The organism is Lichenicola sp., from assembly GCF_965198575.1.
In the GTDB taxonomy this organism is placed as follows: domain Bacteria; phylum Pseudomonadota; class Alphaproteobacteria; order Acetobacterales; family Acetobacteraceae; genus Lichenicola.
Window position 1 is genome coordinate 2,430,766 of sequence record NZ_OZ240671.1, and the last position, 21,514, is coordinate 2,452,279.

General features: G+C 68.2%; 21 protein-coding genes and 1 riboswitch. Of the genes, 16 read left to right on the plus strand and 5 right to left on the minus strand.

The annotated features are described in order from the left end of the window. The first annotated feature begins 756 nt into the window (after window positions 1–756). The 3 genes from ACOEQ2_RS11005 (at window position 757) to ACOEQ2_RS11015 (ending at window position 2,483) form a co-directional block, all read left to right on the plus strand. The gene (locus tag ACOEQ2_RS11005) at window positions 757–1,080 is read left to right on the plus strand and encodes a BPSL0067 family protein (protein ID WP_419728027.1); all 324 of its coding nucleotides are present in this window, start codon (window positions 757–759) and stop codon (window positions 1,078–1,080) included. A gap of 85 nt (window positions 1,081–1,165) precedes the next feature. Next, the gene (locus ACOEQ2_RS11010) at window positions 1,166–1,384 is read left to right on the plus strand and encodes an STY0301 family protein (protein ID WP_419728028.1); all 219 of its coding nucleotides are present in this window, start codon (window positions 1,166–1,168) and stop codon (window positions 1,382–1,384) included. Between the two features lie 52 nt (window positions 1,385–1,436). Further along, the gene (locus ACOEQ2_RS11015; protein ID WP_419728029.1) at window positions 1,437–2,483 is read left to right on the plus strand and encodes an ABC transporter ATP-binding protein; all 1,047 of its coding nucleotides are present in this window, start codon (window positions 1,437–1,439) and stop codon (window positions 2,481–2,483) included. Window positions 2,484–2,501: 18 nt separating this feature from the next. Here the strand turns inward: ACOEQ2_RS11015 and ACOEQ2_RS11020 are convergent, their stop codons facing one another. Continuing rightward, window positions 2,502–2,981 carry a CPBP family intramembrane glutamic endopeptidase gene (locus ACOEQ2_RS11020; RefSeq protein ID WP_419728030.1) on the minus strand — a complete coding sequence of 160 codons (480 nt, stop codon included), beginning with the start codon at window positions 2,979–2,981 and terminating at the stop codon, window positions 2,502–2,504. Window positions 2,982–3,108: 127 nt separating this feature from the next. On the opposite strand from ACOEQ2_RS11020, the gene ACOEQ2_RS11025 reads away from it, so the two are divergent. From ACOEQ2_RS11025 to ACOEQ2_RS11045, 5 genes are all read left to right on the plus strand, one after another. After that, the gene (locus tag ACOEQ2_RS11025; RefSeq protein WP_419728031.1) at window positions 3,109–3,873 is read left to right on the plus strand and encodes a hypothetical protein; all 765 of its coding nucleotides are present in this window, start codon (window positions 3,109–3,111) and stop codon (window positions 3,871–3,873) included. Window positions 3,874–3,894: 21 nt separating this feature from the next. Continuing rightward, window positions 3,895–4,671 carry a DUF72 domain-containing protein gene (locus ACOEQ2_RS11030; RefSeq protein WP_419728032.1) on the plus strand — a complete coding sequence of 259 codons (777 nt, stop codon included), beginning with the start codon at window positions 3,895–3,897 and terminating at the stop codon, window positions 4,669–4,671. A 126-nt stretch (window positions 4,672–4,797) separates the two neighbouring features. Continuing rightward, window positions 4,798–6,342, plus strand: a complete 1,545-nt coding sequence (locus ACOEQ2_RS11035) for an MFS transporter (protein ID WP_419728033.1) — start codon at window positions 4,798–4,800, stop codon at window positions 6,340–6,342. 9 nt (window positions 6,343–6,351) lie between these two features. After that, window positions 6,352–7,518, plus strand: a complete 1,167-nt coding sequence (locus tag ACOEQ2_RS11040) for an HlyD family secretion protein (RefSeq protein ID WP_419728034.1) — start codon at window positions 6,352–6,354, stop codon at window positions 7,516–7,518. A 99-nt stretch (window positions 7,519–7,617) separates the two neighbouring features. Next, the gene (locus tag ACOEQ2_RS11045) at window positions 7,618–9,012 is read left to right on the plus strand and encodes an efflux transporter outer membrane subunit (protein ID WP_419728035.1); all 1,395 of its coding nucleotides are present in this window, start codon (window positions 7,618–7,620) and stop codon (window positions 9,010–9,012) included. A 29-nt stretch (window positions 9,013–9,041) separates the two neighbouring features. Here ACOEQ2_RS11045 and ACOEQ2_RS11050 read toward each other — a convergent pair whose 3' ends face one another. After that, on the minus strand, window positions 9,042–10,079 hold the full coding sequence (locus ACOEQ2_RS11050) for an LLM class flavin-dependent oxidoreductase (protein WP_419728036.1): 1,038 nt from the start codon (window positions 10,077–10,079) through the stop codon (window positions 9,042–9,044). Between the two features lie 71 nt (window positions 10,080–10,150). After that, window positions 10,151–10,777 carry a riboflavin synthase subunit alpha gene (locus ACOEQ2_RS11055; RefSeq protein ID WP_419728037.1) on the minus strand — a complete coding sequence of 209 codons (627 nt, stop codon included), beginning with the start codon at window positions 10,775–10,777 and terminating at the stop codon, window positions 10,151–10,153. A 170-nt stretch (window positions 10,778–10,947) separates the two neighbouring features. Continuing rightward, window positions 10,948–11,117, plus strand: a riboswitch (FMN riboswitch). A gap of 160 nt (window positions 11,118–11,277) precedes the next feature. On the opposite strand from ACOEQ2_RS11055, the gene ribD reads away from it, so the two are divergent. Genes ribD through ribH form a run of 3 tightly spaced genes read left to right on the plus strand, consistent with a single transcriptional unit; the run spans window position 11,278 to window position 14,090 of the window. Beyond that, entirely contained in the window at window positions 11,278–12,330 is a 1,053-nt protein-coding gene (gene ribD, locus ACOEQ2_RS11060; protein ID WP_419731198.1) for a bifunctional diaminohydroxyphosphoribosylaminopyrimidine deaminase/5-amino-6-(5-phosphoribosylamino)uracil reductase RibD, read from the plus strand. Then, complete coding sequence (gene ribB, locus ACOEQ2_RS11065) at window positions 12,312–13,598, plus strand: 3,4-dihydroxy-2-butanone-4-phosphate synthase (RefSeq protein WP_419728038.1); 1,287 nt, start codon at window positions 12,312–12,314, stop codon at window positions 13,596–13,598. Before ribD ends, ribB begins: the two co-directional genes overlap by 19 nt. 9 nt (window positions 13,599–13,607) lie before the next feature. Further along, window positions 13,608–14,090 (plus strand): 6,7-dimethyl-8-ribityllumazine synthase, encoded by a 483-nt coding sequence (gene ribH / locus ACOEQ2_RS11070; protein WP_419728039.1) that lies wholly within the window; start codon window positions 13,608–13,610, stop codon window positions 14,088–14,090. 7 nt (window positions 14,091–14,097) lie between these two features. On the opposite strand, the gene ACOEQ2_RS11075 is transcribed toward ribH, so the two are convergent. Both ACOEQ2_RS11075 and ACOEQ2_RS11080 read right to left on the minus strand, forming a co-directional pair. Further along, window positions 14,098–15,747, minus strand: a complete 1,650-nt coding sequence (locus ACOEQ2_RS11075; RefSeq protein ID WP_419728040.1) for a S53 family peptidase — start codon at window positions 15,745–15,747, stop codon at window positions 14,098–14,100. A 33-nt stretch (window positions 15,748–15,780) separates the two neighbouring features. After that, a complete protein-coding gene (locus ACOEQ2_RS11080) occupies window positions 15,781–16,371 on the minus strand; it encodes a TetR/AcrR family transcriptional regulator (protein ID WP_419728041.1) in 591 nt (196 codons plus the stop codon). Between the two features lie 68 nt (window positions 16,372–16,439). Here ACOEQ2_RS11080 and ACOEQ2_RS11085 point away from each other — a divergent pair, with 68 nt between their 5' ends. The 5 genes from ACOEQ2_RS11085 to ACOEQ2_RS11105 all read left to right on the plus strand — a co-directional run bounded on the left by ACOEQ2_RS11085 (window position 16,440) and on the right by ACOEQ2_RS11105 (window position 21,507). Continuing rightward, a complete protein-coding gene (locus ACOEQ2_RS11085) occupies window positions 16,440–16,844 on the plus strand; it encodes a hypothetical protein (protein WP_419728042.1) in 405 nt (134 codons plus the stop codon). Between the two features lie 123 nt (window positions 16,845–16,967). Further along, window positions 16,968–18,779 carry a DUF4153 domain-containing protein gene (locus ACOEQ2_RS11090; protein WP_419728043.1) on the plus strand — a complete coding sequence of 604 codons (1,812 nt, stop codon included), beginning with the start codon at window positions 16,968–16,970 and terminating at the stop codon, window positions 18,777–18,779. Between the two features lie 146 nt (window positions 18,780–18,925). Further along, window positions 18,926–20,041, plus strand: a complete 1,116-nt coding sequence (locus ACOEQ2_RS11095) for a YihY/virulence factor BrkB family protein (RefSeq protein ID WP_419728044.1) — start codon at window positions 18,926–18,928, stop codon at window positions 20,039–20,041. A gap of 154 nt (window positions 20,042–20,195) precedes the next feature. Further along, on the plus strand, window positions 20,196–20,600 hold the full coding sequence (locus tag ACOEQ2_RS11100) for a DUF2382 domain-containing protein (RefSeq protein WP_419728045.1): 405 nt from the start codon (window positions 20,196–20,198) through the stop codon (window positions 20,598–20,600). Beyond that, entirely contained in the window at window positions 20,590–21,507 is a 918-nt protein-coding gene (locus ACOEQ2_RS11105; protein WP_419728046.1) for a YsnF/AvaK domain-containing protein, read from the plus strand. The genes ACOEQ2_RS11100 and ACOEQ2_RS11105 overlap by 11 nt, the downstream gene beginning before the upstream one ends. The last annotated feature ends 7 nt before the right edge of the window (window positions 21,508–21,514 follow it).

Sequence of the window (21,514 nt, forward strand, 5' to 3'; positions counted from 1 at the left end):
AGACCTGCCGAGGCCGCGAGAAGGCAGGCGGAGGTGGCTGAACGTGTCGGAATGATCCAGAACATCAACGCCCTTCAGGGTCACCTTAGATACGCGGCGTCCTGTGCGCTTTTCAACGAACGCCCGAGCGAAGAGGCTCTGAAGACCGTATCCGGCAGTCAAAAAGGATTCGGCCGACTTCTATGGCGGCTGGAGCAGGGCGGCCACGCTGAAGCGCAGATTGAGACACAGGCTCATCCACATTATCCAAGTTCCCGAGGTTCGAAATGTCTCTGAGAAGTGCAGTGGTGGCCTCTTCTCGAGAGTCGATTTCTTGTTGAATGTCTCGATGCTGCACAGGCGATAACCGACCTTGCAGGAGCGGCGGGGGTGGGTTTCCTTCTGGACCGAAGAATCAGCGATATATGCGAAATCATTCCACGGGTTCTGGCCGAGCGGGAAGCTTTACGAAAGCTGCATCCCGAATTCTTCCAGTAATCTGATGCTGTGTTTTCCGCCCGGGGTGAGGGTGTGGCACCCGGAGTCGGCCCTGGGCGAACGGTGCCGGCAGATCGACCCTGATTGTTCTTCTCCCACTCGAATGAGGAGCAGACGGTTGTAGCACTAGCGCATTGATACATTCTCTGCTGATCGTACAACCGTTCTGTTACCCGTTCTTCTTTCCACGCGACGAGGCCCAGTTCCGTGCCCTACGTTTCCCCTGCGCCATTTTCGTTCATTGGCCGATCATCCGTCGGGACGGGTGAGTGCGTCCCGTTGGTCCAGACAGCGACGGGTGCACCCCTGACTGCTTTCTGGAAGCGCGGGGCCCTGGTCCAGGGCAATACCGGCCTGAAGCCGGGAACCGCGATCGCGACGTTCGATGCAAGTGGGCGCTACGGCAACCACACGGACGGAACGAGCCACGCGGCGATCTATCTTGGGCAGGATGCGCGGGGTCTCGAGGTTATCGATCAGTGGAATATCCGGCAGCATCATAAGATCGTGGCGAAGCATGCTCCGCAAAAACGAATACTGCGGTTCCGGAACTCGAACGCTCAGCCGGTTGATCAAGGGAGCCGTTATTATGTGGTCGAGTAGCCTGAAGGCCGTCTTGCTCCTGATCGCCTCCGGCACCGCAGCGTGTGCGGACGCGCGGTGCCCCCTGGCAGACGGAGGACACTCGTTGAGCGCTGTCGAGGTGTTCGACGGTCCACCCGCCGAAATGGCGTCGCTGGAGCCGGGCGATGGCGGATGGACCTTGAACTACAAGGCGGCAGCGCCCGATGGGCACTTCTATCTCGGATGCTATTATGCGACGAGGACCACGCCGCTAGCGATCAGGCTGCCGCCGACCGTCTCGAACTGTCGGATCACGCAGTATCCTCAGGTCAGCTGCCATTGAAAGTATCGACTTTGCGCATTGAGGCGATGATCTCCCTCAGGACGCGTCACGCATGACCGCACTCGACATCGTCGGCGTCGCCAAGTCGTTCGGCGACGTGGCCGTGCTGGCGGATCTCGATCTCCAGGTGGCACCGGGCAGCCTGGTGGCGATCCTGGGTGCGTCGGGTGGCGGCAAGACCACGCTGCTGCGCCTGATCTGCGGCTTCGACCGGCCGGATGCGGGCAGCATCGTCATTGCCGGCCGCCCGGTGTCGGGCCCGGGGCTGCACGTGCGGCCGGAGCATCGCCGGATCGGCTACGTCGCGCAGGACGGTGCGCTGTTCCCGCATCTGTCGGTCGGCCAGAACATCCTGTTCGGTCTCGATCGCACCGGCCGTCGCGACCAGGCACGGGCGGAAGCGCTGCTCGAACTGGTCGGGCTGCCGGCGACTTACGCGATGCGGCCGCCGCAGGCGCTGTCCGGCGGCGAGCAGCAGCGGGTCGCCCTGGCGCGCGCATTGGCGCCGCGGCCCGGCCTGGTGCTGCTCGACGAGCCGTTCTCGGCCCTCGACGCGGCGCTGCGTGCCGGCACCAGGCGCGCGGTCGCGGAGGCGTTGTCACGCGCCGGTGCCACCGCGCTGCTGGTGACGCACGACCAGTCGGAGGCGCTGTCGATGGGCGACCAGGTGGGGGTGCTGCGCCGCGGCCGCCTGGTGCAGATCGCCGCCCCCGCCGAGCTGTATCGCAACCCGGTCGATGCCGAACTCGCCCGTTTCGTCGGCGAGGCGGTGCTGCTGCCGGGACATGCCCAGGATGGCGGTGTCGAATGCGCGCTTGGCCATCTGGTGTTGGCGCCCGGCACCCTACAGGCGGGCCCCGTGCAGGTCATGGTGCGGCCGGAGCAGATCGTGCTGGGTGCGGCGCTCTCGGATGGCGCCGATGCGCGCGTGGTGTCGGTCGCCTATTACGGCCACGATGCCAGCCTGGGCCTGATGCTGCCGACGCTCGACGCCCCGCTGGTGGCACGCATCAACGGCGCACAGGCCCTGTCGCTGCATGAAGGCGACCTGGTGCGGATCGCCGTCAACGGCCCGGTGGTGGCGTTTCGCACCGGTTAGGCGCCTCGATGTGCTCCGTCAGAGCCAGTGTCCGAGTGGCGGCATCAGTTCCGTCGGAAAATTGTTCAGGTAGTGCAGGATGACGCCCAGCCACACCGTGCGGAGCTTGAGTGCGAGAGCAGCGGTGATCGGGCCGAAAACCAAAGCCGTATAGAGGATCTGGCTTTCCAGGTCGTCATCGGTCATCCAGAACGTGTTCTTCAGGTGCCAAAGGCCGAACAGCGCCGACGAGATGACGATCGCCCATATCGCCCCGTAGGCTCGCTCGAGTGCCCCGAGGATGAAGCCGCGAAACAGGATCTCTTCGGTGATGGGAACGAAGAGGATCCAGACCTCCGGTGGTCCCCCGAGCATGTTTCCGGTCAGCCGGAAGCCGCGCGCGAACAGCAATGTCGTCAGCACGTAGAGCGTGGCGATGATCCCGATCTGGGCGAGCGGTGTCAGGATCCAGAGCCTGCGGAATTTCAGCAGCTCGATCGGGAATTCGTCGGTGTTCATGCAGCCGGCGCTCGTTCAAGGATGCAGGATCCTGTCCTACCGCGTCGTGTCGCGAAGCGTCGACGGGTTGCAGATCGACACAGAGCGTCGTTTGCCCGAAGGCCGTGCTGCTTCTAGCGTCCGGGGCATGACGCCACTGCTCGCGCCCGTGTTCCGCCGATGCGCGCTGGCCCTGCTGCTTTCGCTGGCACCATTTGCGGCCCTCGGCCAGGACGCGTCGTCACCGGACACCGCATCCCCGACCAACCCAGCCCCCGGCGGGCTCAAGCTCAGCCTGCCGGTGCAGGGCGGCTACGATTTCCATGCCGTCGGACCACCGTCCGAGGCGCAGCGCCTGCACGACGCGCCGCTGCCCGACCCGTCGACACGCCCCAAGCTCGACAACAGCCTGCACGACCCTGCCACCGGTGCCGACACCAGCGCGTTCGGCACCGCGTACACCTATCCCAACCCGCTCAACGGCACCGATGGCAACAGTTCGGTGGCCAACGCCGCCAGCAAGTCGGCGAACGTGCCGCAAGTCGGCGGCCTGAGCTTCGTGGTGTTCGAGTGGGGCTACCCGCCCAAGCCGATGCCCAAGGTGCCCGGCGAGGACCTGACCGCCGCACCCCCGCCGGTGGTGCAGGTACGCTTCGCGGTGCAGGCGGACGACGAGGCCGCGCTCGACGCGAAGTCGCTCTGGATCGTCCAGCGTGCGGTGCAGGCTTACGGCCGCGCCGGCCTCACCGAGATCACCATCGAGCGGCCACAGGACCGGCCCGGCTGCTGCACGCGCTATCCGGACCTGATCAAGGCCGAACTGGTGCGCGAAGGCCTCAGCCCGACCCCGGGCGGCTGGCTGCCCGGCCACCGGATCAGGCTGGTGCTGGCGGCCATGCCTGCGTCACGATAATCACCGGAGCGGGGAGAGCCGATGGCGAAACAGGCGAAGGACAGCGGCACGATCCGCACCGGCATCGGCGGCTGGGTGTATCCGCCGTGGCGCGAGACCTTCTACCCGCCCTCGGTGAAGGCCGCGGACCAGCTGGCCTATGCCAGCTCGAAGCTCGCCTCGATCGAGATCAACGCCACCTTCTACCGCACCCAGACCCCGGCCAGCTTCGCCAAATGGCGCGACGAGACGCCGGACGGCTTCGTGTTCTCGGTCAAGGCGGCGCGCGGGGCGGCCCAGCGCAAGGATGCGGCGGAGGCGGCGCCGGCGATCGAGCGGTTTCTCCACTCCGGGCTGGCAGAGCTTGGGGCCAAGCTCGGGCCGATCCTGTGGCAGCTGCCGCCGACCCGGAAATTCGATGCGGCCGCGATGGCGCCGTTCCTCGACCTGCTGCCGGAGACCCTGGACGGGCTCCCGCTGCGCCACGTGATCGAAGCCCGGCACGAGAGCTTTGCCTCCCCGGAGGCCCTCGCGCTGCTAACCGAACGCCGCGTGGCGCGGGCGATCATCGACTCCGAGAAGAACGCCCTGGTCGAGGCGATCACCGCGGACTTCGTGTATCTGCGGCTGCAGCGGACCGAGGACGCGGAGCCCGCGGGCTATGCGCCGGCCGAGCTCGATCGCTGGGCGCACCGGCTGCGCGAGCTGTCCGCCGGGGGACGCGACGTGTTCGCCTATGTGATCTCCGGCGCCAAGCACCGAGCACCGGCTGCCGCGATGGCGCTTGCCGACCGCATCCGCGACCGGGCGCACACGTAAACGGGTTCCGCGCACGGTTGACGAGCGGGAAACGGATGAGGTTCTTTGCGCGCAACCGGAGCGGGGATCGGACGGCGTGCTTGAACTCATCCTGAGCCGCCACAGCCCGGACCACGGCTGCCGCGGATGAGGCCATTTCTCGGCCTGCTCGGTATCCTGATCGCCGCCATCGGTTCCGAATTCAACGATCAGGTCACCTCGATCGCATTGGGCGACGTGACCGGCGGCCTTGGCCTCAGCCACGATCCGGGCACCTGGTTCGAGAGCCTGTATGTCAGTGCCGAGGTGGTCGGCATGGCGCTATCGCCCTGGCTTCTGGTGACGTTCAGCCTGCGCCAGTTCGCGCTGTTCGTGCTGCTGCTGAATGCCGTGTCGAGCGCCATGATCCCGTTCTCGCCGGATGCGTCGGCGCTATACATCCTGCGGATCGTCCAGGGCCTGTCCGGCGGCTTCACCATCCCGCTGCTGATGACCACCGCGCTGCGCGTGCTGAACCCGCCGATCCGGCTGTACGGCCTGGCCCTCTACGCCCTGACCGCGACCTTCACCCCCGCACTCGCCTCGACCATGGCGGCACTCTGGACCGACCTGGTCGGCTGGCGCTTCGTGTTCCTGAGCTCGATCCCGATCTGTGCCGCAGCCGCCACCCTTGCCTGGTACGGCATCCCGCAGGACCCGCAGCGGTTCGAGCGGTTCCGCATCTTCGACTGGCGCGGGGCGCTGCTGCTGGTGGTCGGCATGGGCAGCTTCACCACCATGCTGCAGCAGGGCGACCGATTCGACTGGTTCAACTCGCCGCTGATCTGCGTGCTCGGGCTCACGAGCGTGGTCGCGATCCCGCTGCTGCTGGTCAATGAGTGGTTCCACGAGCTGCCGTTGCTGAAGCTGCAGTTGCTGGGCCGACGCAACCTCGCCTATGGCGGCATCTGCCTGTTCCTGTTCCTGCTGATCGGGCAGTCGGCCGGGACCGTGCCGAACGCATTCCTGGGCCAGGTGCAGGGCTACCGGCCGGAGCAGTTCTACCTGGTGACACTGGCGATCGCCGCCCCGCAGCTGGTGCTGCTGCCGGCGGTGTCCTGGGTGCTGGAACATCCCAGCATCGATGTCCGGCTGGTGAATTTCGCCGGCCTGGCGATGATCCTGGCGTCCTGCATCGGGCTCTCGTTCGCGACGATCGACTGGTATCGCGGACCGTTCTTTTTCTGGCTCGCGTTGCAGACCGTCGGGCAGCCGATGGTGGTGGTGTCGCTGCTGATGATGGCGACCAACACCGTGAAGGGGCCGCAGGAGGCGCCGTTCGCGTCGGCCATCGTCAACACCCCGCGCGCCATTTCCGAAGCGGTCGGTATCTGGCTGGTGCAGCTGATCGAGCGCTGGCGCGGCGGGCTGCATTACAACCGACTGGTCGACCAGGTCGGGCAGGATCGCTACCGGCTGATCCAGGCGCCACAGATCACGCCGCAACATCCGCCGCCGCTGCTGCCGAACGGCCAGCCAAGCTCGCCCGGCAGCCTGCAGGCGTTCGCCCAGGCAATCGAGCAGCAGGCGCGGATCCTGACCATCAGCGACATGTTCCTGGTCTTCGCCGGAATCACCGCCGTGCTGATGGTGGTGCTCGTCCTGCTCACCGAATATACCCTGCCGCCGCGCCTGCTGTTCGCGAAGAAATAGGAATTCCGGATGGCTGACGACGCCCCAAAATTCAGGTCCGACAAGCCCGGGTCGGACAAGGACGACAAGCCGGCCGATCCGCCACCGCCGCCACCACCGCCGGCGCCCCCGGCAAAGTGGCCGTGGGTGGTGGCCGGGCTGATCGTCGTGGGGTTCGTGGCCGTGGTGCTGGTGCAGATCCTGGTGCCGAAGCCCGACGTCTGGACCGACGATGCCTACGTCACCGTGCATTACGCGACGGTGGCGCCGCGGGTGTCCGGCCAGGTGAACGGCGTCATGGTCGACGACAACCAGCTGGTGCATGCCGGCCAGGTGCTGGCGACGCTCGATCCGCGCGACTTCCAGACCTCGGTGGCGCAGGCGGAGGCGGCGGTGGCGCGCGATACCGCGCAGGTCACCAACGCGTCCGCGAACGTCGCCCGGCAGCCGCCGCTGATCGAGGAGCAGCAGGCATCGGTGGCATCGGCTGAAGCCAGGCTCGCATTCTCCAAGGCCGACGCGCGCCGTTACGGCAATCTCGCCGCCACCGGTGCGGGCACCACGCAGCAGCGCCAGCAGGCCGACACCACGACGGCGGAAAACCAGGCGTCGCTGGATAGTGCCAAGGCTGCCCTCGAGGCGTCGCGCCGGCAGATGCAGGTGCTGCAGGCGCAGCAAGCCTCGTCGGAGGGCACGGTCAAGGCGGATCGCGCGCAGCTCGAGCAGGCCAGGCTCAATCTCAGCTACGCCACCATCACCGCACCGTTCGACGGCATGGTCGGCAACCGCTCGGTGCAGGTCGGAAATTATGTCGGGCCGGGTGCGGTGCTGATGACGGTGGTGCCGCTCGACCGGGTGTATATCGAGGCCAACTACCGGGAGCTCGCGCTGCGTCACGTGCGCAGCGGCCAGCATGTCACGATTCATGTCGATGCCTACGACATCGATCTCGATGGCATCGTGGACAGCGTGCCGCCGGCGTCGGGTGCGGCGTTCGCACCGATCGCGCCGAACAACGCCACCGGCAATTTCACCAAGATCGTGCAACGCCTGCCGGTCAAGATCGTGCTTTCGCCGAACCAGCCGCTGGCGAAACTGCTGCGTGTCGGCTTCTCGGTGGAGACGACGATCCATACCGGCCTCGAGAACGTCGTCGCCGACCAGGAGAACTCCCCCAACCGCATCACCGTGCACTGAGCGATGCGGGTGCGTTTTTCCCTGTCCCGGACGCTCCTTGTGAGCGCTTGCCTCGGAATTGCGGGATGCACGGTCGGGCCGGATTTTCGCCCGCCGACCGTGGCGTCGCCGAGCGTGTGGGGTCCGGAAACTGCCGACGTGCCGAGCCGCACGGTGGCCGGTACGATCGACCCGACATGGTGGCGGAGCTTCAACGATCCCGAGCTGGTCTCGCTGGTCGACCGCCTGGTGGCGCAGAATCTCGACCTGCAGACTGCGGCCGAGCGCATCATCCAGGGCCGCGCGCAACGTCAGGTGGCGGCGGCGCAGGGTCTGCCGCAGATCAGCGAGCAGTCCTCATACCTGCACGAGCGGCAGAGCCCGACCGGCTTCATCTCGCTGGTGCAGCCGGCGCCTTATGCGCCGCTCGGTTACGACATCTGGCAGAACGGCCTGAGCAGTTCCTGGGAACTCGACCTGTTCGGCAAGGTGCGCCGCAGCGTCGAATCCGCCAATGCCGAGCTGCAGGCCTCGGTCGAGAACCGCCGCGGCATCGCGCTGTCGTCGCTGGCGGAACTGGCGCAGAACTATCTGCAGCTGCGCGGCGTGCAGACGCAGATCGGTGTCGCGGAGACCAACCTGGCGCTGGCCGACCAGAACAACCGTCTGGTGCACACCCGCTTTGCCAATGGCGTCGCCAACACGCTCGATCTCGCGCAGGCGCAATCGCAGCTGGCGACGGTGGCGGCCAGCCTGCCGACGCTGCGCACCCAGGAAGCAGCGCTGATCAACGCGATCGGCCTGCTGCTGGCCGAGCCGCCGCGTGCGCTCGACGCCGAACTGCGGATGCCGGCGGCTTTGCCCGCGGTGCCGCCGGTGGTTCCGGTCGGCGTGCCGGGTTCGCTCGTCCGTCGCCGCCCGGATGTTCGCGAAGCGGAAGCCAGGTTGCACGCGGCCACCGCGCAGACCGGTGTCGCGGTCGCCGATTTCTATCCCGACGTGTCGCTCACCGGCGCCGTCAATGCCGACGGCCGCATCATCGCCGACGCGTTCAGCCTGCCGAGCCGCGCCTTCCAGCTCGGTCCGCAGATCAGCATCCCGCTGTTCCGGGGCGGCCAGTTGCGCGGCGAACTCCGCCTGAGAAAGTCGCAGCAGCGCGAGGCGGCACTCGATTTCCAGAAGACCGTGCTGCAAGCCTGGCAGGATGTCGATAACGCGCTGACCGCATATGCCGAGGCACAGCGGCGGCACCGCGAGATTGCCGATGCCGCACGCCAGAACGCGGTCGCGCTGGACGCCGCACGGCAGCGCTACCAGCAGGGCGTCGCGGATTTCCTCAACGTGATTTCCTCACAGGCGCAGCTGTTGCAATCGCAGAACGATCTCGCCACCAGCGACACCGAGATCGACACCGACCTGGTCGCGTTGTATCGCGCACTGGGCGGCGGCTGGGAGGCTGCGGAGGAAAAGGCCACGCGCGCCCCGACCGGGTCAGGAGACCAGGCGTCGCGTTAGCCGGAACCCGGCCACCGGAGCAGCATCGGTCACGCCGCAAACCGCGCGCGCAGCGACGGCAGGATCTCGGCGCCGAAACGGGCCAGGCCGCTCTGGTAGTCCGGGAAGATCAGCATCATGCCGTCGAGGTCGGCGTGCTCGATCAGCTGCGTCATCCGGGCGCCGATGGTGGCCGGGCTGCCCGCCGCGTGCGGTGCGGTGATGCCGGTGCGGGCGCGGGCGGTGAAGGCGTTCTCACAGCCGATCTCGGCATCGATCATGCCGTACGACCGCATCATCCCGACGAACGCCTCCTCGTCGAAGCCGGCGCGGAACCGCTCGATGGTGGCGTCGGCCTCCGCGTCGCTATCCTCGATCACCAGGATCAGCATGGCGTAGGTGCGCAGCCGGCGACCGGCGTCGCGGGCCAGTTGTTTCGCGCGCAGGCTGGTGCTGCGGAGTTCGTCATCGTCGCGGCCGCCGATGAAGATCGCGTCGGTCTCCTCGATCGCAAACCGCATGCCGCGTTCCGACATCCCAGCGGCCACGATGAAGGGCCGCGGCGTCTGCACCGGCTTCGGATCCGACTGGCAGTCCTCGAAGTTGAAATAGCGCCCCTGCATCGTCACCGACGGCTCGGTCCACAGCGCCTTGATCGCACGCAGCCATTCGCTGGCAAGCTCGTAGCGGTCGTCGTGGCTGATGGTGTCCGGCCAGGCGCCCATCTGCGAGAACTCGCCCCTGAAGGCGCCCGGCACCACGTTCAGCCCGGCGCGGCCATGGCTCACCTGGTCCAGCGTGGCGATCATCTTGGCGGCCACGGCAGGGTTCTGCAGCAGCGTGTGGAAGGTGGTCCAGATCTTGACCCGGCTGGTGAGAGCCGCGAGCGCCGACATCAGCACCATGCTGTCGAGCGAGCTGCGCCAGTGGTCGGTGCGGCCGCCATAGCCGCGGAACTTCGCCATCGACATGATGAAGTCGAGCCCGATCTCCTCGGCCAGGAGCGCCGCACGGCGGTTGGACTCGTAGGATCCGTCGATCACCGGCGTCGTCGAGGACAGGATCCAGCCGCCATTGGCGATCGGCATGAAGATGCCGAAATCCTTCGATCCCTCGTCGGAGGGCAGCCCGAAGCGCGTCGGCTGGGCGATGGCCAGGATCAGGCGGCGCGCTGGAGCGACTGCCGGACGCAGCGCTCGATGGTGTCCACCATGATCTGCGTCTGCAGCTCGACCTCGTAGTTGATGCGGTCGCCGATCCGGTAGTCCGAGAGGCTGGTCTGGCGCACGGTTTCCGGGATCAGGTTGATCTTGACCTCGCCGGTGGCCTCGTCCGCCTCGGCGACCGTCAGGCTGCAGCCGTTCAGCGCCAGGTAGCCGCGCACGAACACGTATCTGCGATGCGGCTCCGGTATGGCCACGCGCAGGAACAGCGCCCCGGTGGAGGTATTGATGCCGGTGACGCGCGCCGTGCCGCTGACATGGCCGGTCACGTTGTGGCCGCCGTTCTCGTCGCCGGCCCGCATCGATCGCTCGACGGTGACCCGGCTGCCGACCGTGCGGTCGCCGAGATTGGTGATCGCCATGGTGCCGTCGGACACGTCGAACGACACCAGGTCGCCCGCCATCGTCACCACGGTCAGGCACACGCCATCGACGTTGACGCTGGCGCCGAGCTTCAGCCCGTCCAGCAGCTCGGCCGGCAGTCGCAGCGTGTAGCTGGTGCTGCCGTCGCCCGCGGTCCGGTCGATCACCGGAACCACCGCCTGCGCGATCCCGCTATACATGTCCGAGCGCCTCTCATCCTGTCGCGGCGGCTGCAGACACGCAGGCCGGCCGACGCCCCAGTAGTTGGGTGATGCCCGCGCTCGAGGCAATGCCGCTGCGACACCCGACCCGCGGCCAGCCGCCCGCACCACTTGGCGGTGCACGCCGAAAGGGCCATATGCGGTGTCAGAGACGTTCTCGGGGCGGGGTGCAACTCCCCACCGGCGGTATTTGGATATCGGGTGGCGACAGTCATCCGGCCCATCAGCCCGCGAGCGCCTGCCGGTCACACCCGGCAGGGTCAGCAGATCCGGTGTGATCCCGGAGCCGACGGTATAGTCCGGATGAGAGAGAACGCCGACGCACGTGCCCTCCCGGCAAGCGGGACGGCGCGGTCGGACGGCTGCGCCCTGATAACGTCCGACTGGACGGGATCCGACTGGCCATGATCGCGGCGTTGCCGTTGCACGACACATTGTTTGCGTCCGCCGATGCGCCGGCCCGGGCTCCGTCGCCGGACCTGCCGCCGGAGATCGATGCGGCCTTCCGGGCTGCGGTCGAGGCGGCGTGCGCGTTTGTCGGCGCCACCATGCCAAACCCCCCGGTCGGCTGTGCGGTGCTCGATGCCGGCGGCCGCATCCTGGTCGCGGCCGCACACCGCCGGGCCGGCGAGCCGCATGCCGAGGCGCTCGCCCTGCGCCTGCTCGACCAGGCCGGTCTGACCGCGCAGGCCGCGACGCTGGTGGTGACGCTCGAGCCCTGCAACCATACCGGCCGCACCGGACCCTGCACCGAAGCCATCCTGGCCACCCCGATCCGGACCGTCTGGATCGGCGTGCCCGACCCCAACACCCGGGTCACCGGCCATGGCGCGGAACGCCTGCGCGCGGCCGGCCTCGCGGTCCATACCCTCGCCCACGACCATCCCGGGACTGCGGCCGCCCAAGCCTGTGCCGCGCTGATCGCCCCGTTCCGCCATCGTGCCACCACCGGCCGCCCCTGGATCACCGTCAAGCAGGCGCTCGATGCGACCGGCGGGATGACGCCGCCGCCGGGGGCCACGACCTTCACGTCCGCCGCCTCGCTCAGGCTCGCCCACCGGCTGCGGCGCTGCACCGACGCCATCATCACCGGCACCGGCACCATCCTGGCCGACACCCCTTCCTTCACCGTGCGCCACCTGACCGACCATCCCGGCCGCCGCCGCCTGCTGGCGGTGCTGGGCCAGCCGCACCGGCTCCCGGCCGCCTATGTGCAGGCCGCCACTGCCCGCGGCTTCGACGTTCGCCCGGTGCCGAGGCTCGAGCTGCTGCTGCCGACCCTCGCCGACGCGGGCGTGCTGTGGGCGATGGTCGAGGCCGGCCCGACCCTGCTGCGGAGCCTGCGCGAGGCCGGGCTCTGGGACGACTGGCTGACGATCCGCCGGCCGCCCCTGGACGACGCCGCGCCCGACCATTGGGCGATTGCGCTGGCCCGCGATGATGGCGACGTCTCGCCGCTGTCGCTGTTGCCGGAATTCTCCGACTTCCTGACCACCGCCTGGGATGATGATGAATGGCCCCGAGATCAATGACATCCGGCATCGAGGCGGCAATCGAGGCGCTCCGTGCCGGCCGCATGGTCGTGATGACCGATGACGAGGATCGCGAGAACGAGGGCGACCTGGTGCTCGCCGCCGAATTCGCGACCCCGGAGGCGATCAACTTCATGGTGACCCACGCCCGCGGGCTGGTGTGCCTGCCGCTCGAGGCGGCGCAGGTCGACCGGCTCGGCCTGCCGATGATGGTGCCCGTCAACCGGGCGCCGCGGACCACCGCCTTCACCGTCTCGATCGAGGCGACCGAGGGCGTCAGTACCGGCATCTCCGCGCATGATCGCGCCTGCACCATCCAGGCCGCGATCAATCCCGCGGCGGCGCCATCCGACCTGGTATCGCCCGGCCACGTGTTCCCGCTGCGTGCGGTCGAGGGCGGCGTGTTGGCGCGGCCGGGCCACACCGAGGGCTCGATCGAGCTGGCGCGGCTGGCCGGATTGCAGCCGGCGGCGGTGATCTGCGAGGTGATGAGCGCCGATGGCAGCATGGCGCGGATGCCGGAACTGCGTGAGTTTGCCGCCCGGCACGGGATGCCGGTGGTGACCATCGCCGAACTGGTCGCGTATCTGCGCCAGCCGGCCGATGCCGAACCGCCCGCCGATGCGGCGGTGACGCACGTCGCCACCACACGCCTGCCGATCCGTTCCGAGGCCGGCGGCGACATCGTGTTCGAGATGCACGCCTACCGCGACGCCGCCGGCGGCGAGCACCTGGCGCTGGTCAAGGGCGATCCCGCCGCCGCTCCGCCCGGCCGATCGCCGCTGGTGCGACTGCATTCGGAGTGCCTGACCGGAGACGTGTTCGGCTCGCTGCGCTGTGACTGCGGTCCGCAGCTGCATGCCGCGGTCGACCAGATCGCCGCCTCGGACTCCGGCGTGCTGCTCTATCTGCGGGACCAGGAGGGCAGGGGCATCGGGCTCGCCAACAAGGTCCGCGCCTACGCGCTGCAGGACGAGGGGCTCGACACCATCGAGGCGAACCACCGGCTGGGCTTCGTGACCGACGCGCGCGACTGGTCGGTGGCGGCGGCGATCCTGCGCCATCTCGGCGTGCGCCACCTCGACCTCATGACCAACAATCCGGCCAAGATCGCGGCTCTCGAGGAGCGCGGCTTCACCGTGGCCGGGCGTTCGCTGGAGGTGCCTGCGACCGCCTACAACCAGGCCTACCTGCGCACCAAGCGCGACCGGATGGGCCACACGTTGCACCCTGATGCAGCCCAGACAACGCAGTACGCGGCGGAGTAGAAGACGATCATGGCGACCAACACACCGCCCGCATTGCCCGACCTCCGCTTCGAGACGCCGCCCCGGATCGCCCTGGTGGTCAGCCGCTTCAACGACGACATCACCGGCGGCCTGCGACGCGGCGCGCTGGAATGGCTTGCCGAGCATGAGATCCCGGTCGCCGATGCCGATGTGATCGCCGCCCCGGGCGCCTACGAGCTGCCGCTGATCGCCCAGGCGCTGGCGCGCACCGGCCGCTACCAGGGGGTGATCTGCCTCGGCTGCGTGATCAAGGGCGACACCGCGCATTTCGAGTTCATCAGCCTGGGTGCGGCGACCGGCCTCATGCAGGCGACGCTCTCCACCGGTGTGCCGATCGCGTTCGGCATCCTCACCACCTACACCGAGGACCAGGCGATCAGCCGCTCGCGCGGCGACGTCCACAACAAGGGCCGGGAAGCCGCCGCAGCCTGCGTCGAGAGCATCGCCATCCTGCAGCGGATCGCCGGATAAGCGAGTCCTAGCTCGCCGTCGGGCCACCTGAGGCAGTCCGGGCGGTCAGGGCCGTGAACAACGCCTGCCCGTTCGGACGTCCAAGCCCGGTGCAGGCGTTCCAGGTCGGGCCGGCAGCGTAGCCGAGTGCCGAGCCTTCCGGCTTGTTGTCGCCGGTGGTGATCTCGACCGTCAGCGCCTGGCCGGCCTCGACTTGCGGATACAGGTAGTCCGGCAGGAAACCGACCGGCACCGACGCCTTCTGGTTGATCAGCGCGGTCAGCCCGGCCCAGAGCGGTGCGACGCCGCTGGTGCCGCCCACCACCTCCTTCTGCCCGCCAACCACAACGATGTAGCCGCTGCCGGGGGCCGCATCGCCCGCCACGTCCGGCACGCCGCGTCCCTTGCGCCCGGCATTCACGCTCGGTGGCAGCGTCACGCCGCTCTGGAATGCGGGAATGTCGAACAGGTCGCTGATGCCGCCGCCGGTGCCGCCACCGCCCGCGGCACCGTCGTTCCACACCACCTCGTGGCTGATCTTCGTGCCGCTAACGGTGATGTGGGTGCCACCGCAGCCGATCGCGAACGGCGAGGAGGCCGGGAAGTCGACATGCGCCTTGCCGTCATCCACCCCGTCGGTGGCGAAGCTGTCGCCGGACGCGACATAGACCGAGATCCCGAGCGTCGCCGCGTCCTGCAGCACCCCGTTCATCGTCGTGACCGAGGTGGAGGTCCAGCTGTTCTCCGGGCCGCCCCAGGAGATCGAGATCACCGACGGCGTGTTGGTCGTGTCATGCACCGCCTGGCTGATCGCGTCGGAGAAGCCGGCGTCCGTGTTGGGCGTGAAATAGACCGCGATCCGCGCGCCTGGCGCCAGGCCGCCCGAGACCTGGATGTCCAGCGCCACCTCACCATCGGCGTCGGTGCCCGTCATGTTGGTGCCGCCATCGACAGACACCGCCGTGATGCTCGGCACCGCCAGTCCCATCGCCCCGAAAGCGGCGGTGTTGTCGGCCGCGGTGAATCCGCCGCCGAGCTCGATCAGCGCGATGGTGACGCCGGTGCCGTCGACGCCGGTCGGGAACTGGTAGAGTGGCCCGATCTTGTTGGGCTCGAGCCCGGCCGGCTGCGCCTTGTGCGGACGCACGATGCGGGTGTGCGCGATCGCCCGGCTGTCGAGCCCGAGCACGGACTCGACCAGCCCGTGCAGGTGGTCCGGCAGCTGGATGTCGCCGACATGGCCGCGGAACTGGCCGGAGCCCGCGTCGTACATCCCCATCGCGGTGCCGAATGCCGCATCGATCGCGGCCGCGTTGCCGCCGACCCGGATCAGCCGGCGGGCCGGGTCCACCTGGATGACGGTGAGGCCGTGCAGGCTGGCATAGTCGGAGAGCTCGCGGAGGTCGTTGGCGTACAGGGTGGCGCGCCCGGCGCCGAGCTTGACCCGCCGTGCAGCCGGATCACTGCCTGCCTGGTCGAGGCTGGCCACCAGCGCCGTCTCGTCGCGCCGGCGCACATAGATGCTGGTCTCGATGAAATGGTCGTCCGGCACCGCGCCGACATGCCGGCTGTTCGCCGGAAGCTGGCGGGCGCTGCCGCCGAGGGTCCGGAAGCCGGGCCTCCGCGCATGCGTCGCGGCGGCATGATGGGTGGAAGCTGGGTGGTGCGTTTCGGTCATGGCTACCTCGGCGATCATCAGGACCAACACGGTTCAAACGCCGTCCGTCGGCCCGGTTCCGTCCAGCAGCCCCGGCAGCAAAGTCTGCGCCTGGATCGTCGTGCCGGGCCGTGCCATCTCCAGCAGCGTGATCCCGTCGACGATCGCCAGGATCGCGGCCGCCTGACCCGGCCTGCGCGATGCGGGCAGCAGCCGGCTGTCGATCCACGTGATCCACTCGCCCACCGTGTGCGCGGCAAAGCTGTCGTAGGGCGCTTCGCCCCGTGCGCCACGTGCGACCACTTCGGTCCAGGCCCGCATGAACGGGACGATTTCCGGTGAGCGGGCGAGTTCCAGCACCCTGCCGAGGAAGGCCCCCGGTGTCAGCAGCGCCCCGCTGAATTCAGCCGACTGGATCACGCCCATCTGCTCCGAGATGCGCGTCAGAACGGCGACGACCAGCGCCTCCTTGGTGCCGAAGTAATACAGCAGCATGCGCCCGCTCGTGGACAGCCGGGCCGCCAACCCGCGCAATCCCAACTCGCTGAGGCCGTCCGCCAGCACGATGCGGGCGATGTCGTCGGTCAGGCTCGCCCGGCGCGCCTTGCGCTCTCCGGGTTCTTCACCGTCTGCTCGGATCGCCATGCGATTCCTGTAGCACCCGTTACATCGATCTACTATGTAACGTGTGTTACACGGTTGGGAGACGTTCGATGCTGAGCATTCGCCAGGTCGTCATCCTGTGCGCCATCGCGATCGGGTTCTGGGTCGGAGCGCTTGCCTGGATCCGCTTTCTTCCCGCCCAGGTCGCCGATCCGTGGCGCGGAGATCTCCTCTTCCTGGCCAGCCTCCCGGGTTGCTGGCTCTGCATCCTGGCGGCCCGTCGGATGGCGGCACTCGCTCCCGCGCAACTGGTGCCGGGCACGGCACTCGTGGTCACCGTCGCCACCCTGATCGACGCCACGGCGCTGCGCTGGCAGCCGGGCCTGTATTCCGGCAGCGACCAGGTGTGCCGCCTCGGCGCCGCGTGGCTGCTCTGGGGCTACGGGATCAGTCTCGGGGTCGCGCTGCTGATGCAGCACCGCGCGCGCGAACCTGATTTCCGCGCCGACGCTTGATAAGTGTGACGAACGCCCGCCAGATGTGGCTAGCGGACGCAGCCGGATCAGATACGGAGCGGCCACGCGTGCGGGATGCACGGTGTCGGAAACCTGCCGGGGCGGCTGCGAGGCGACCACTTCATGAAACTGACTGCACTCAGCGGCGAGACTGCATCGCGTCGCAATCTTGTCGCGAGGGCGTGTCTCGGGCTGGCGCAGGGCCTGTTGCTGTATCTTCTGTTCGAGGCTGCGCGTGGACATTCATGGCCGGCGACGCGTCCCCTGCTGTTCGGGCCTCTCCTGACCCTGGTTGTCGCGCTGCCTGTGCTGGCGTCCGTCAGTATCGGAAGTCTCCGGGGCCGGACGATCGCCTGCTGGCTCACGATTGCCGCCGTCATGGTGGCCGCGCTGAGTTTCCATCACGGCGCGCGGCAGATGTCCCCGCCGGGCGCGGGGGTTGCGGCGGTCGGGCAGACCTTCGGATTCGGTCTGCTCCTGACGGCCGCGCTGTTCATGACCCAGTCCCTGATTATGGCGGGCGAGGCGGATCGGCGTTGGCGCCCCGGTTATCCGCGCCTGTTCGAGACGTCCTGGAGACTGGCGATCCAGCTTGGCCTGACGTTCGTCTTTGTCGGCTTTTTCTGGGCCATCCTCTGGCTCGGAGTGGCTCTGTTCGCACTGATCGGGCTGCACGGGTTTCAGCGCGTCATCACGAAGCCATGGTTCGCGGAGCCCACGACGTGGCTGGCGGTGGCGTTCTCGATCCATGTGACCGCATCCAGGGCCCGCCTCGTCGATGGAGCCCGCTCGCTGGTCCTGATGCTGCTCTCCTCGCTTCTGCCGGTCCTGGTCGCCATCACGACCGTCTTTGTCGTCAGCCTGCTGTTCGTGTCGTTGCATCCGCTCTGGGGCACCCGCCATGCCGGCCTCATCCTTTCCGTAGCCGCCCTGCTTCTCGTTCTTCTGATCAACGGGGCATATCAGGACGGCCTGTCCAACAGCGACCGCCCCGCCTTGATCCTGGTGGCCGGGCGGGTCGGCGCCATCCTGCTGGTGCCGATCGTTGCGCTCGCGATCGTGGCGCTCGGACTGCGCGTTGCCCAGCATGGCTGGTCGATCGAGCGCATCTACTCGGCGGCGTCACTCCTGGTCGGAGCGCTCTACGCCATCGGCTACGCGGTGGCCGCGGTTCGGCCGGGGCGCTGGCTCGAGATCCTGGAGAGCGTCAACGTCGCCACGTCGATGGTCATGGTGCTGCTCGCCGTCAGCCTGCTCAGCCCGGTGCTGGATCCAACCCGACTGGCCGTCGCCAGCCAGGTGGCGCGGCTGCGTTCCGGCGAGGCGCCTGCAGCGACGTTCGATTACGATTTCCTGCGGGTCCACGGCCTGCGCTACGGCCTGGCAGCCCTGGAGCGCCTGCGGGACGAGCCGCCGGCGCACGACACCGATGTCATCAGGGACAAGGCGCGCGCTGAAATCGCCCTGTCGCGGCAGGGAGATCCTACCGGGACGCCGCAGGCGAAACCCGACGCCGAGGATATCCGTCATAACGTCACGGTGCATCCGGCCGGTCGGACGCTTCCTTCTGCTCTGCTTGCATCGCTCGCATCCCCGAAGTCGGGTTCGTACGGGTGGATACCGCCGTGTCTGACGGTCAGGACCATGTCGTGCGACGCGGTTTTCCTCGATCTGAGGCATGACGGATCGCAGCAGCTGGCCTTCGTCGGCTCGGTCGGCGGCAGGGTGGAGATCTACGAAGCCCGGCCCGGTGGGAACTGGGACGTCGCCGGATCCTTCATCCTGCCGTACGATTGCCCGGAGATCCGAACGGCCCTTCTGGGTGGTCAGGTTTCCACCGTCCCGCCGGTATGGCCTGACATCGTGATCGGCGGTCAGCAACTCGGCATCGAGCGCGGGTCGCCACCGGCCGCGTGCCACCAACCAGGTCAATGACGAAAAGGCGCCGCTCTGGCGCCGGGACATGACACCCGCCTGGCGCGCCGTCGCGCCCGATCGACCCGCACAGTGGCTCTGCCGATCGCCGGCAACTTCCACCCGGTTGTTGCGCTGTCGCCACTTCATTGCAGGATCGGCTCTCCATGGCACAGGTGAACCGGCCCCATCCCGTATTGCTGGCAGGCCTTGCCCTTGCCGGGCTGGTGCTGCCCGACCCGCGTCGCGAACACGCTGGATCCCGGTCCACCTTTCCCCATGACGCCGACCAGCCCGCGCACTCGCCGAAGCCCGACATGAAGGGCACCGTCGCCACCGACGCCGAGTCGTCCCGCGCCGGCGCCGATGCGTATTCGCCGCGGCAGATCCCGGCCAAGGGCTGGTGGAACGTCCTGAAGCGCGCCGGCGCCGGCTTCAACCAGGACCGGGTGATGGCGGAGGCGGCCAGTGTCACCTTCTACGGCCTGCTGGCGTTGTTCCCCGCGCTCGCCAGCCTGATCTCGATCTACGGCCTGATCACCGACCCCGCGAGCCTGAGCGACCAGCTCAAGGGTCTCGGCGGCGTCATTCCGGGAGGCGGCCTCGACATCATCAAGGCGCAGGTCACGGCGCTGACCTCGAGCGGGCACAAGGCGCTGGGTTTCGGCGCGATCGTCGGGTTGGCGACGTCGCTGTGGAGCGCCAATGCCGGGATGAAGTCGTTGTTCGACGCGCTCAACGTCGTTTATCACGAGAAGGAGAAGCGCAGCTTCGTCAAGCTGACGCTCACCTCGCTCGCCTTCACCCTCGGTGCGGTGGCGTTCATCATCGTGGCGTTGCTGGCGGTGGTCGCCGTGCCGCTGGTGCTGGCGTTCGTCGGCCTCGGCGAAGTGTCCGGGACGGTGCTGGACGTGGCACGCTGGCCGTTCATGGTGGCCGTGCTCACCGGCACCCTGGCGCTGATCTACCGCTACGGCCCGAGCCGCAATCGTGCCCGCTGGCAGTGGGTCAGCTGGGGCAGTGCGGTTGCGGCGGTCCTGTGGGTCGTGGTCTCGCTTGCCTTCTCCTACTACGTCGCGAATTTCGGCAGCTACAACAAGACCTACGGCTCGCTCGGCGCGGTCGTCGGCTTCATGACCTGGATCTGGATCTCCAGCATCGTCGTGCTGATGGGCGCCGAGCTGAACGCCGAACTCGAGCAGCAGACGGAGCGTGACTCCACGGTGGGGCCGGAAAAGCCGCAGGGCAGCCGTGGCGCATTCAAGGCCGATACCAAGGTCTGACCACCGCTCACGCCGCCGTGACTGCACGCGCGAGAGGTCGCGGCAACCGCCGGCCCCCTGGACGCGCTCACGCTTCGGGCGTCACCTCGACCCCGATCCCTGGGGGTGCAGTTTGAGCGACAGTTTTCCGGCGCACCTGCCCGACACCGAGATCATGCGGCTCCACGCCGAACGCCTGGAGATCGAGCGGCGTGTCCACGAGACCGGCCAGGTCCGTGTCGCCACCGTCACCCGGACGCGCCAGCAGACGGTGGACGAGACCCTCGCCAGCGAGCACGTGGACATCGAGCATGTCGAAATCGGTCGCTTGATCGATGAGGTGCCGGACATCCGGCAGGAAGGCGACACGCTCATCATTCCGGTCGTGGAGGAAGTCGCGGTCGTCGTGCGGCGCCTCAGGCTCACGAAGGAGGTCCGCATCACCCGCGTCCGCAGCGTCCGCCACCACCACGAGGTGGTCGAGCTTCGGGCGCAGGAAGCCGTGGTGACGCGATCGCCCGTGGGCACATCTTCGCATTCGCCCGCCGTCCCATCCGAGGAAGAGCAAGATGCCCACTGAAACGATCGTCGCCGTCTTCGATACCGCGCCGCATGCCGAGGCGGCGGTGAACGACCTGATCGCTGCCGGCATCCCGGCAAACTCGATCGAGCATTATGCCCAGTCGTACGACGCCGCCGGCACCGCCGCGGAGCCGGAACATCGCGGTTTCTGGGCGTGGCTGACCGGCGACTCCGAGGTGACCCGGGAGCATCACGCGCTGTATGACCAGTCGATCCGGTCGGGCGGCACCGTCGTGACGGTCGTCGCCGAGCATGACCGCATCGACGAGATCAACGACATCCTGGATCGGCACGACCCGATCGACCTCGATGAGCGTCATTCCCAGTACAGCGCGACCGGCGTTTATGGCGACGCACCCGTGCCCGTGCCCGTGCCCGTGCCCGCACCCGTGGCCGCGGCCGCCGTCAGCCTCGACAGCCCGGCCGCGACGGCGCCGCACGCGGACCCCTCGAGCGCGCTGCCGATGCCTGACCTGTCCGGCACCGCCGGCACCGACCGGCGCAGCGAGGAAGTGATCGCGCTGTCAGAGGAGACGCTGGAGGTCGGCAAGCGGACGGTCGATCGCGGGACCACCCGGGTGCGCCGCTATGTCGTGGAGCGGCCGGTCGAGGAACAGATCAAGTTGCGCAACGAGACGGTCTCGGTGTTCCGCCGACCGGTCGGCGCCGGCGCCACGGTCGGTGCCGATGCCTTCACCGACCGCGAGATCGTCATGACCGAGACCGACGAGGAAGTGGTGGTGTCCAAGACCGCGCACGTCGTCGAGGAGGTCGTGGTGCAGAAGGGCGTCGAGGAGCATGTCGAGACGATCAGGGACACCCTGCGTCGCGAGGAGGTCGAGATCGAGGGCCCGGGCCACCAGTCGCTGACCGGGACTACCCCGAGGACCACCTCCGGCGCCTGAGCCGACG

Coding starts and splice junctions, on each gene's coding strand:
- ACOEQ2_RS11030 (WP_419728032.1), top strand. CDS start 3,895: ATGGCGAAACAGGCGAAGGACAGCGGCACGATCCGCACCGGCATCGGC.
- ACOEQ2_RS11085 (WP_419728042.1), top strand. CDS start 16,440: ATGCTGAGCATTCGCCAGGTCGTCATCCTGTGCGCCATCGCGATCGGG.
- ACOEQ2_RS11055 (WP_419728037.1), bottom strand. CDS start 10,777: ATGTATAGCGGGATCGCGCAGGCGGTGGTTCCGGTGATCGACCGGACC.
- ribB (WP_419728038.1), top strand. CDS start 12,312: ATGGCCCCGAGATCAATGACATCCGGCATCGAGGCGGCAATCGAGGCG.
- ribH (WP_419728039.1), top strand. CDS start 13,608: ATGGCGACCAACACACCGCCCGCATTGCCCGACCTCCGCTTCGAGACG.
- ACOEQ2_RS11080 (WP_419728041.1), bottom strand. CDS start 16,371: ATGGCGATCCGAGCAGACGGTGAAGAACCCGGAGAGCGCAAGGCGCGC.
- ACOEQ2_RS11075 (WP_419728040.1), bottom strand. CDS start 15,747: ATGACCGAAACGCACCACCCAGCTTCCACCCATCATGCCGCCGCGACG.
- ACOEQ2_RS11015 (WP_419728029.1), top strand. CDS start 1,437: ATGACCGCACTCGACATCGTCGGCGTCGCCAAGTCGTTCGGCGACGTG.
- ACOEQ2_RS11035 (WP_419728033.1), top strand. CDS start 4,798: ATGAGGCCATTTCTCGGCCTGCTCGGTATCCTGATCGCCGCCATCGGT.
- ACOEQ2_RS11095 (WP_419728044.1), top strand. CDS start 18,926: ATGGCACAGGTGAACCGGCCCCATCCCGTATTGCTGGCAGGCCTTGCC.
- ACOEQ2_RS11090 (WP_419728043.1), top strand. CDS start 16,968: ATGAAACTGACTGCACTCAGCGGCGAGACTGCATCGCGTCGCAATCTT.
- ACOEQ2_RS11020 (WP_419728030.1), bottom strand. CDS start 2,981: ATGAACACCGACGAATTCCCGATCGAGCTGCTGAAATTCCGCAGGCTC.
- ACOEQ2_RS11100 (WP_419728045.1), top strand. CDS start 20,196: ATGCGGCTCCACGCCGAACGCCTGGAGATCGAGCGGCGTGTCCACGAG.
- ACOEQ2_RS11105 (WP_419728046.1), top strand. CDS start 20,590: ATGCCCACTGAAACGATCGTCGCCGTCTTCGATACCGCGCCGCATGCC.
- ACOEQ2_RS11040 (WP_419728034.1), top strand. CDS start 6,352: ATGGCTGACGACGCCCCAAAATTCAGGTCCGACAAGCCCGGGTCGGAC.
- ACOEQ2_RS11050 (WP_419728036.1), bottom strand. CDS start 10,079: ATGCCGATCGCCAATGGCGGCTGGATCCTGTCCTCGACGACGCCGGTG.
- ACOEQ2_RS11025 (WP_419728031.1), top strand. CDS start 3,109: ATGACGCCACTGCTCGCGCCCGTGTTCCGCCGATGCGCGCTGGCCCTG.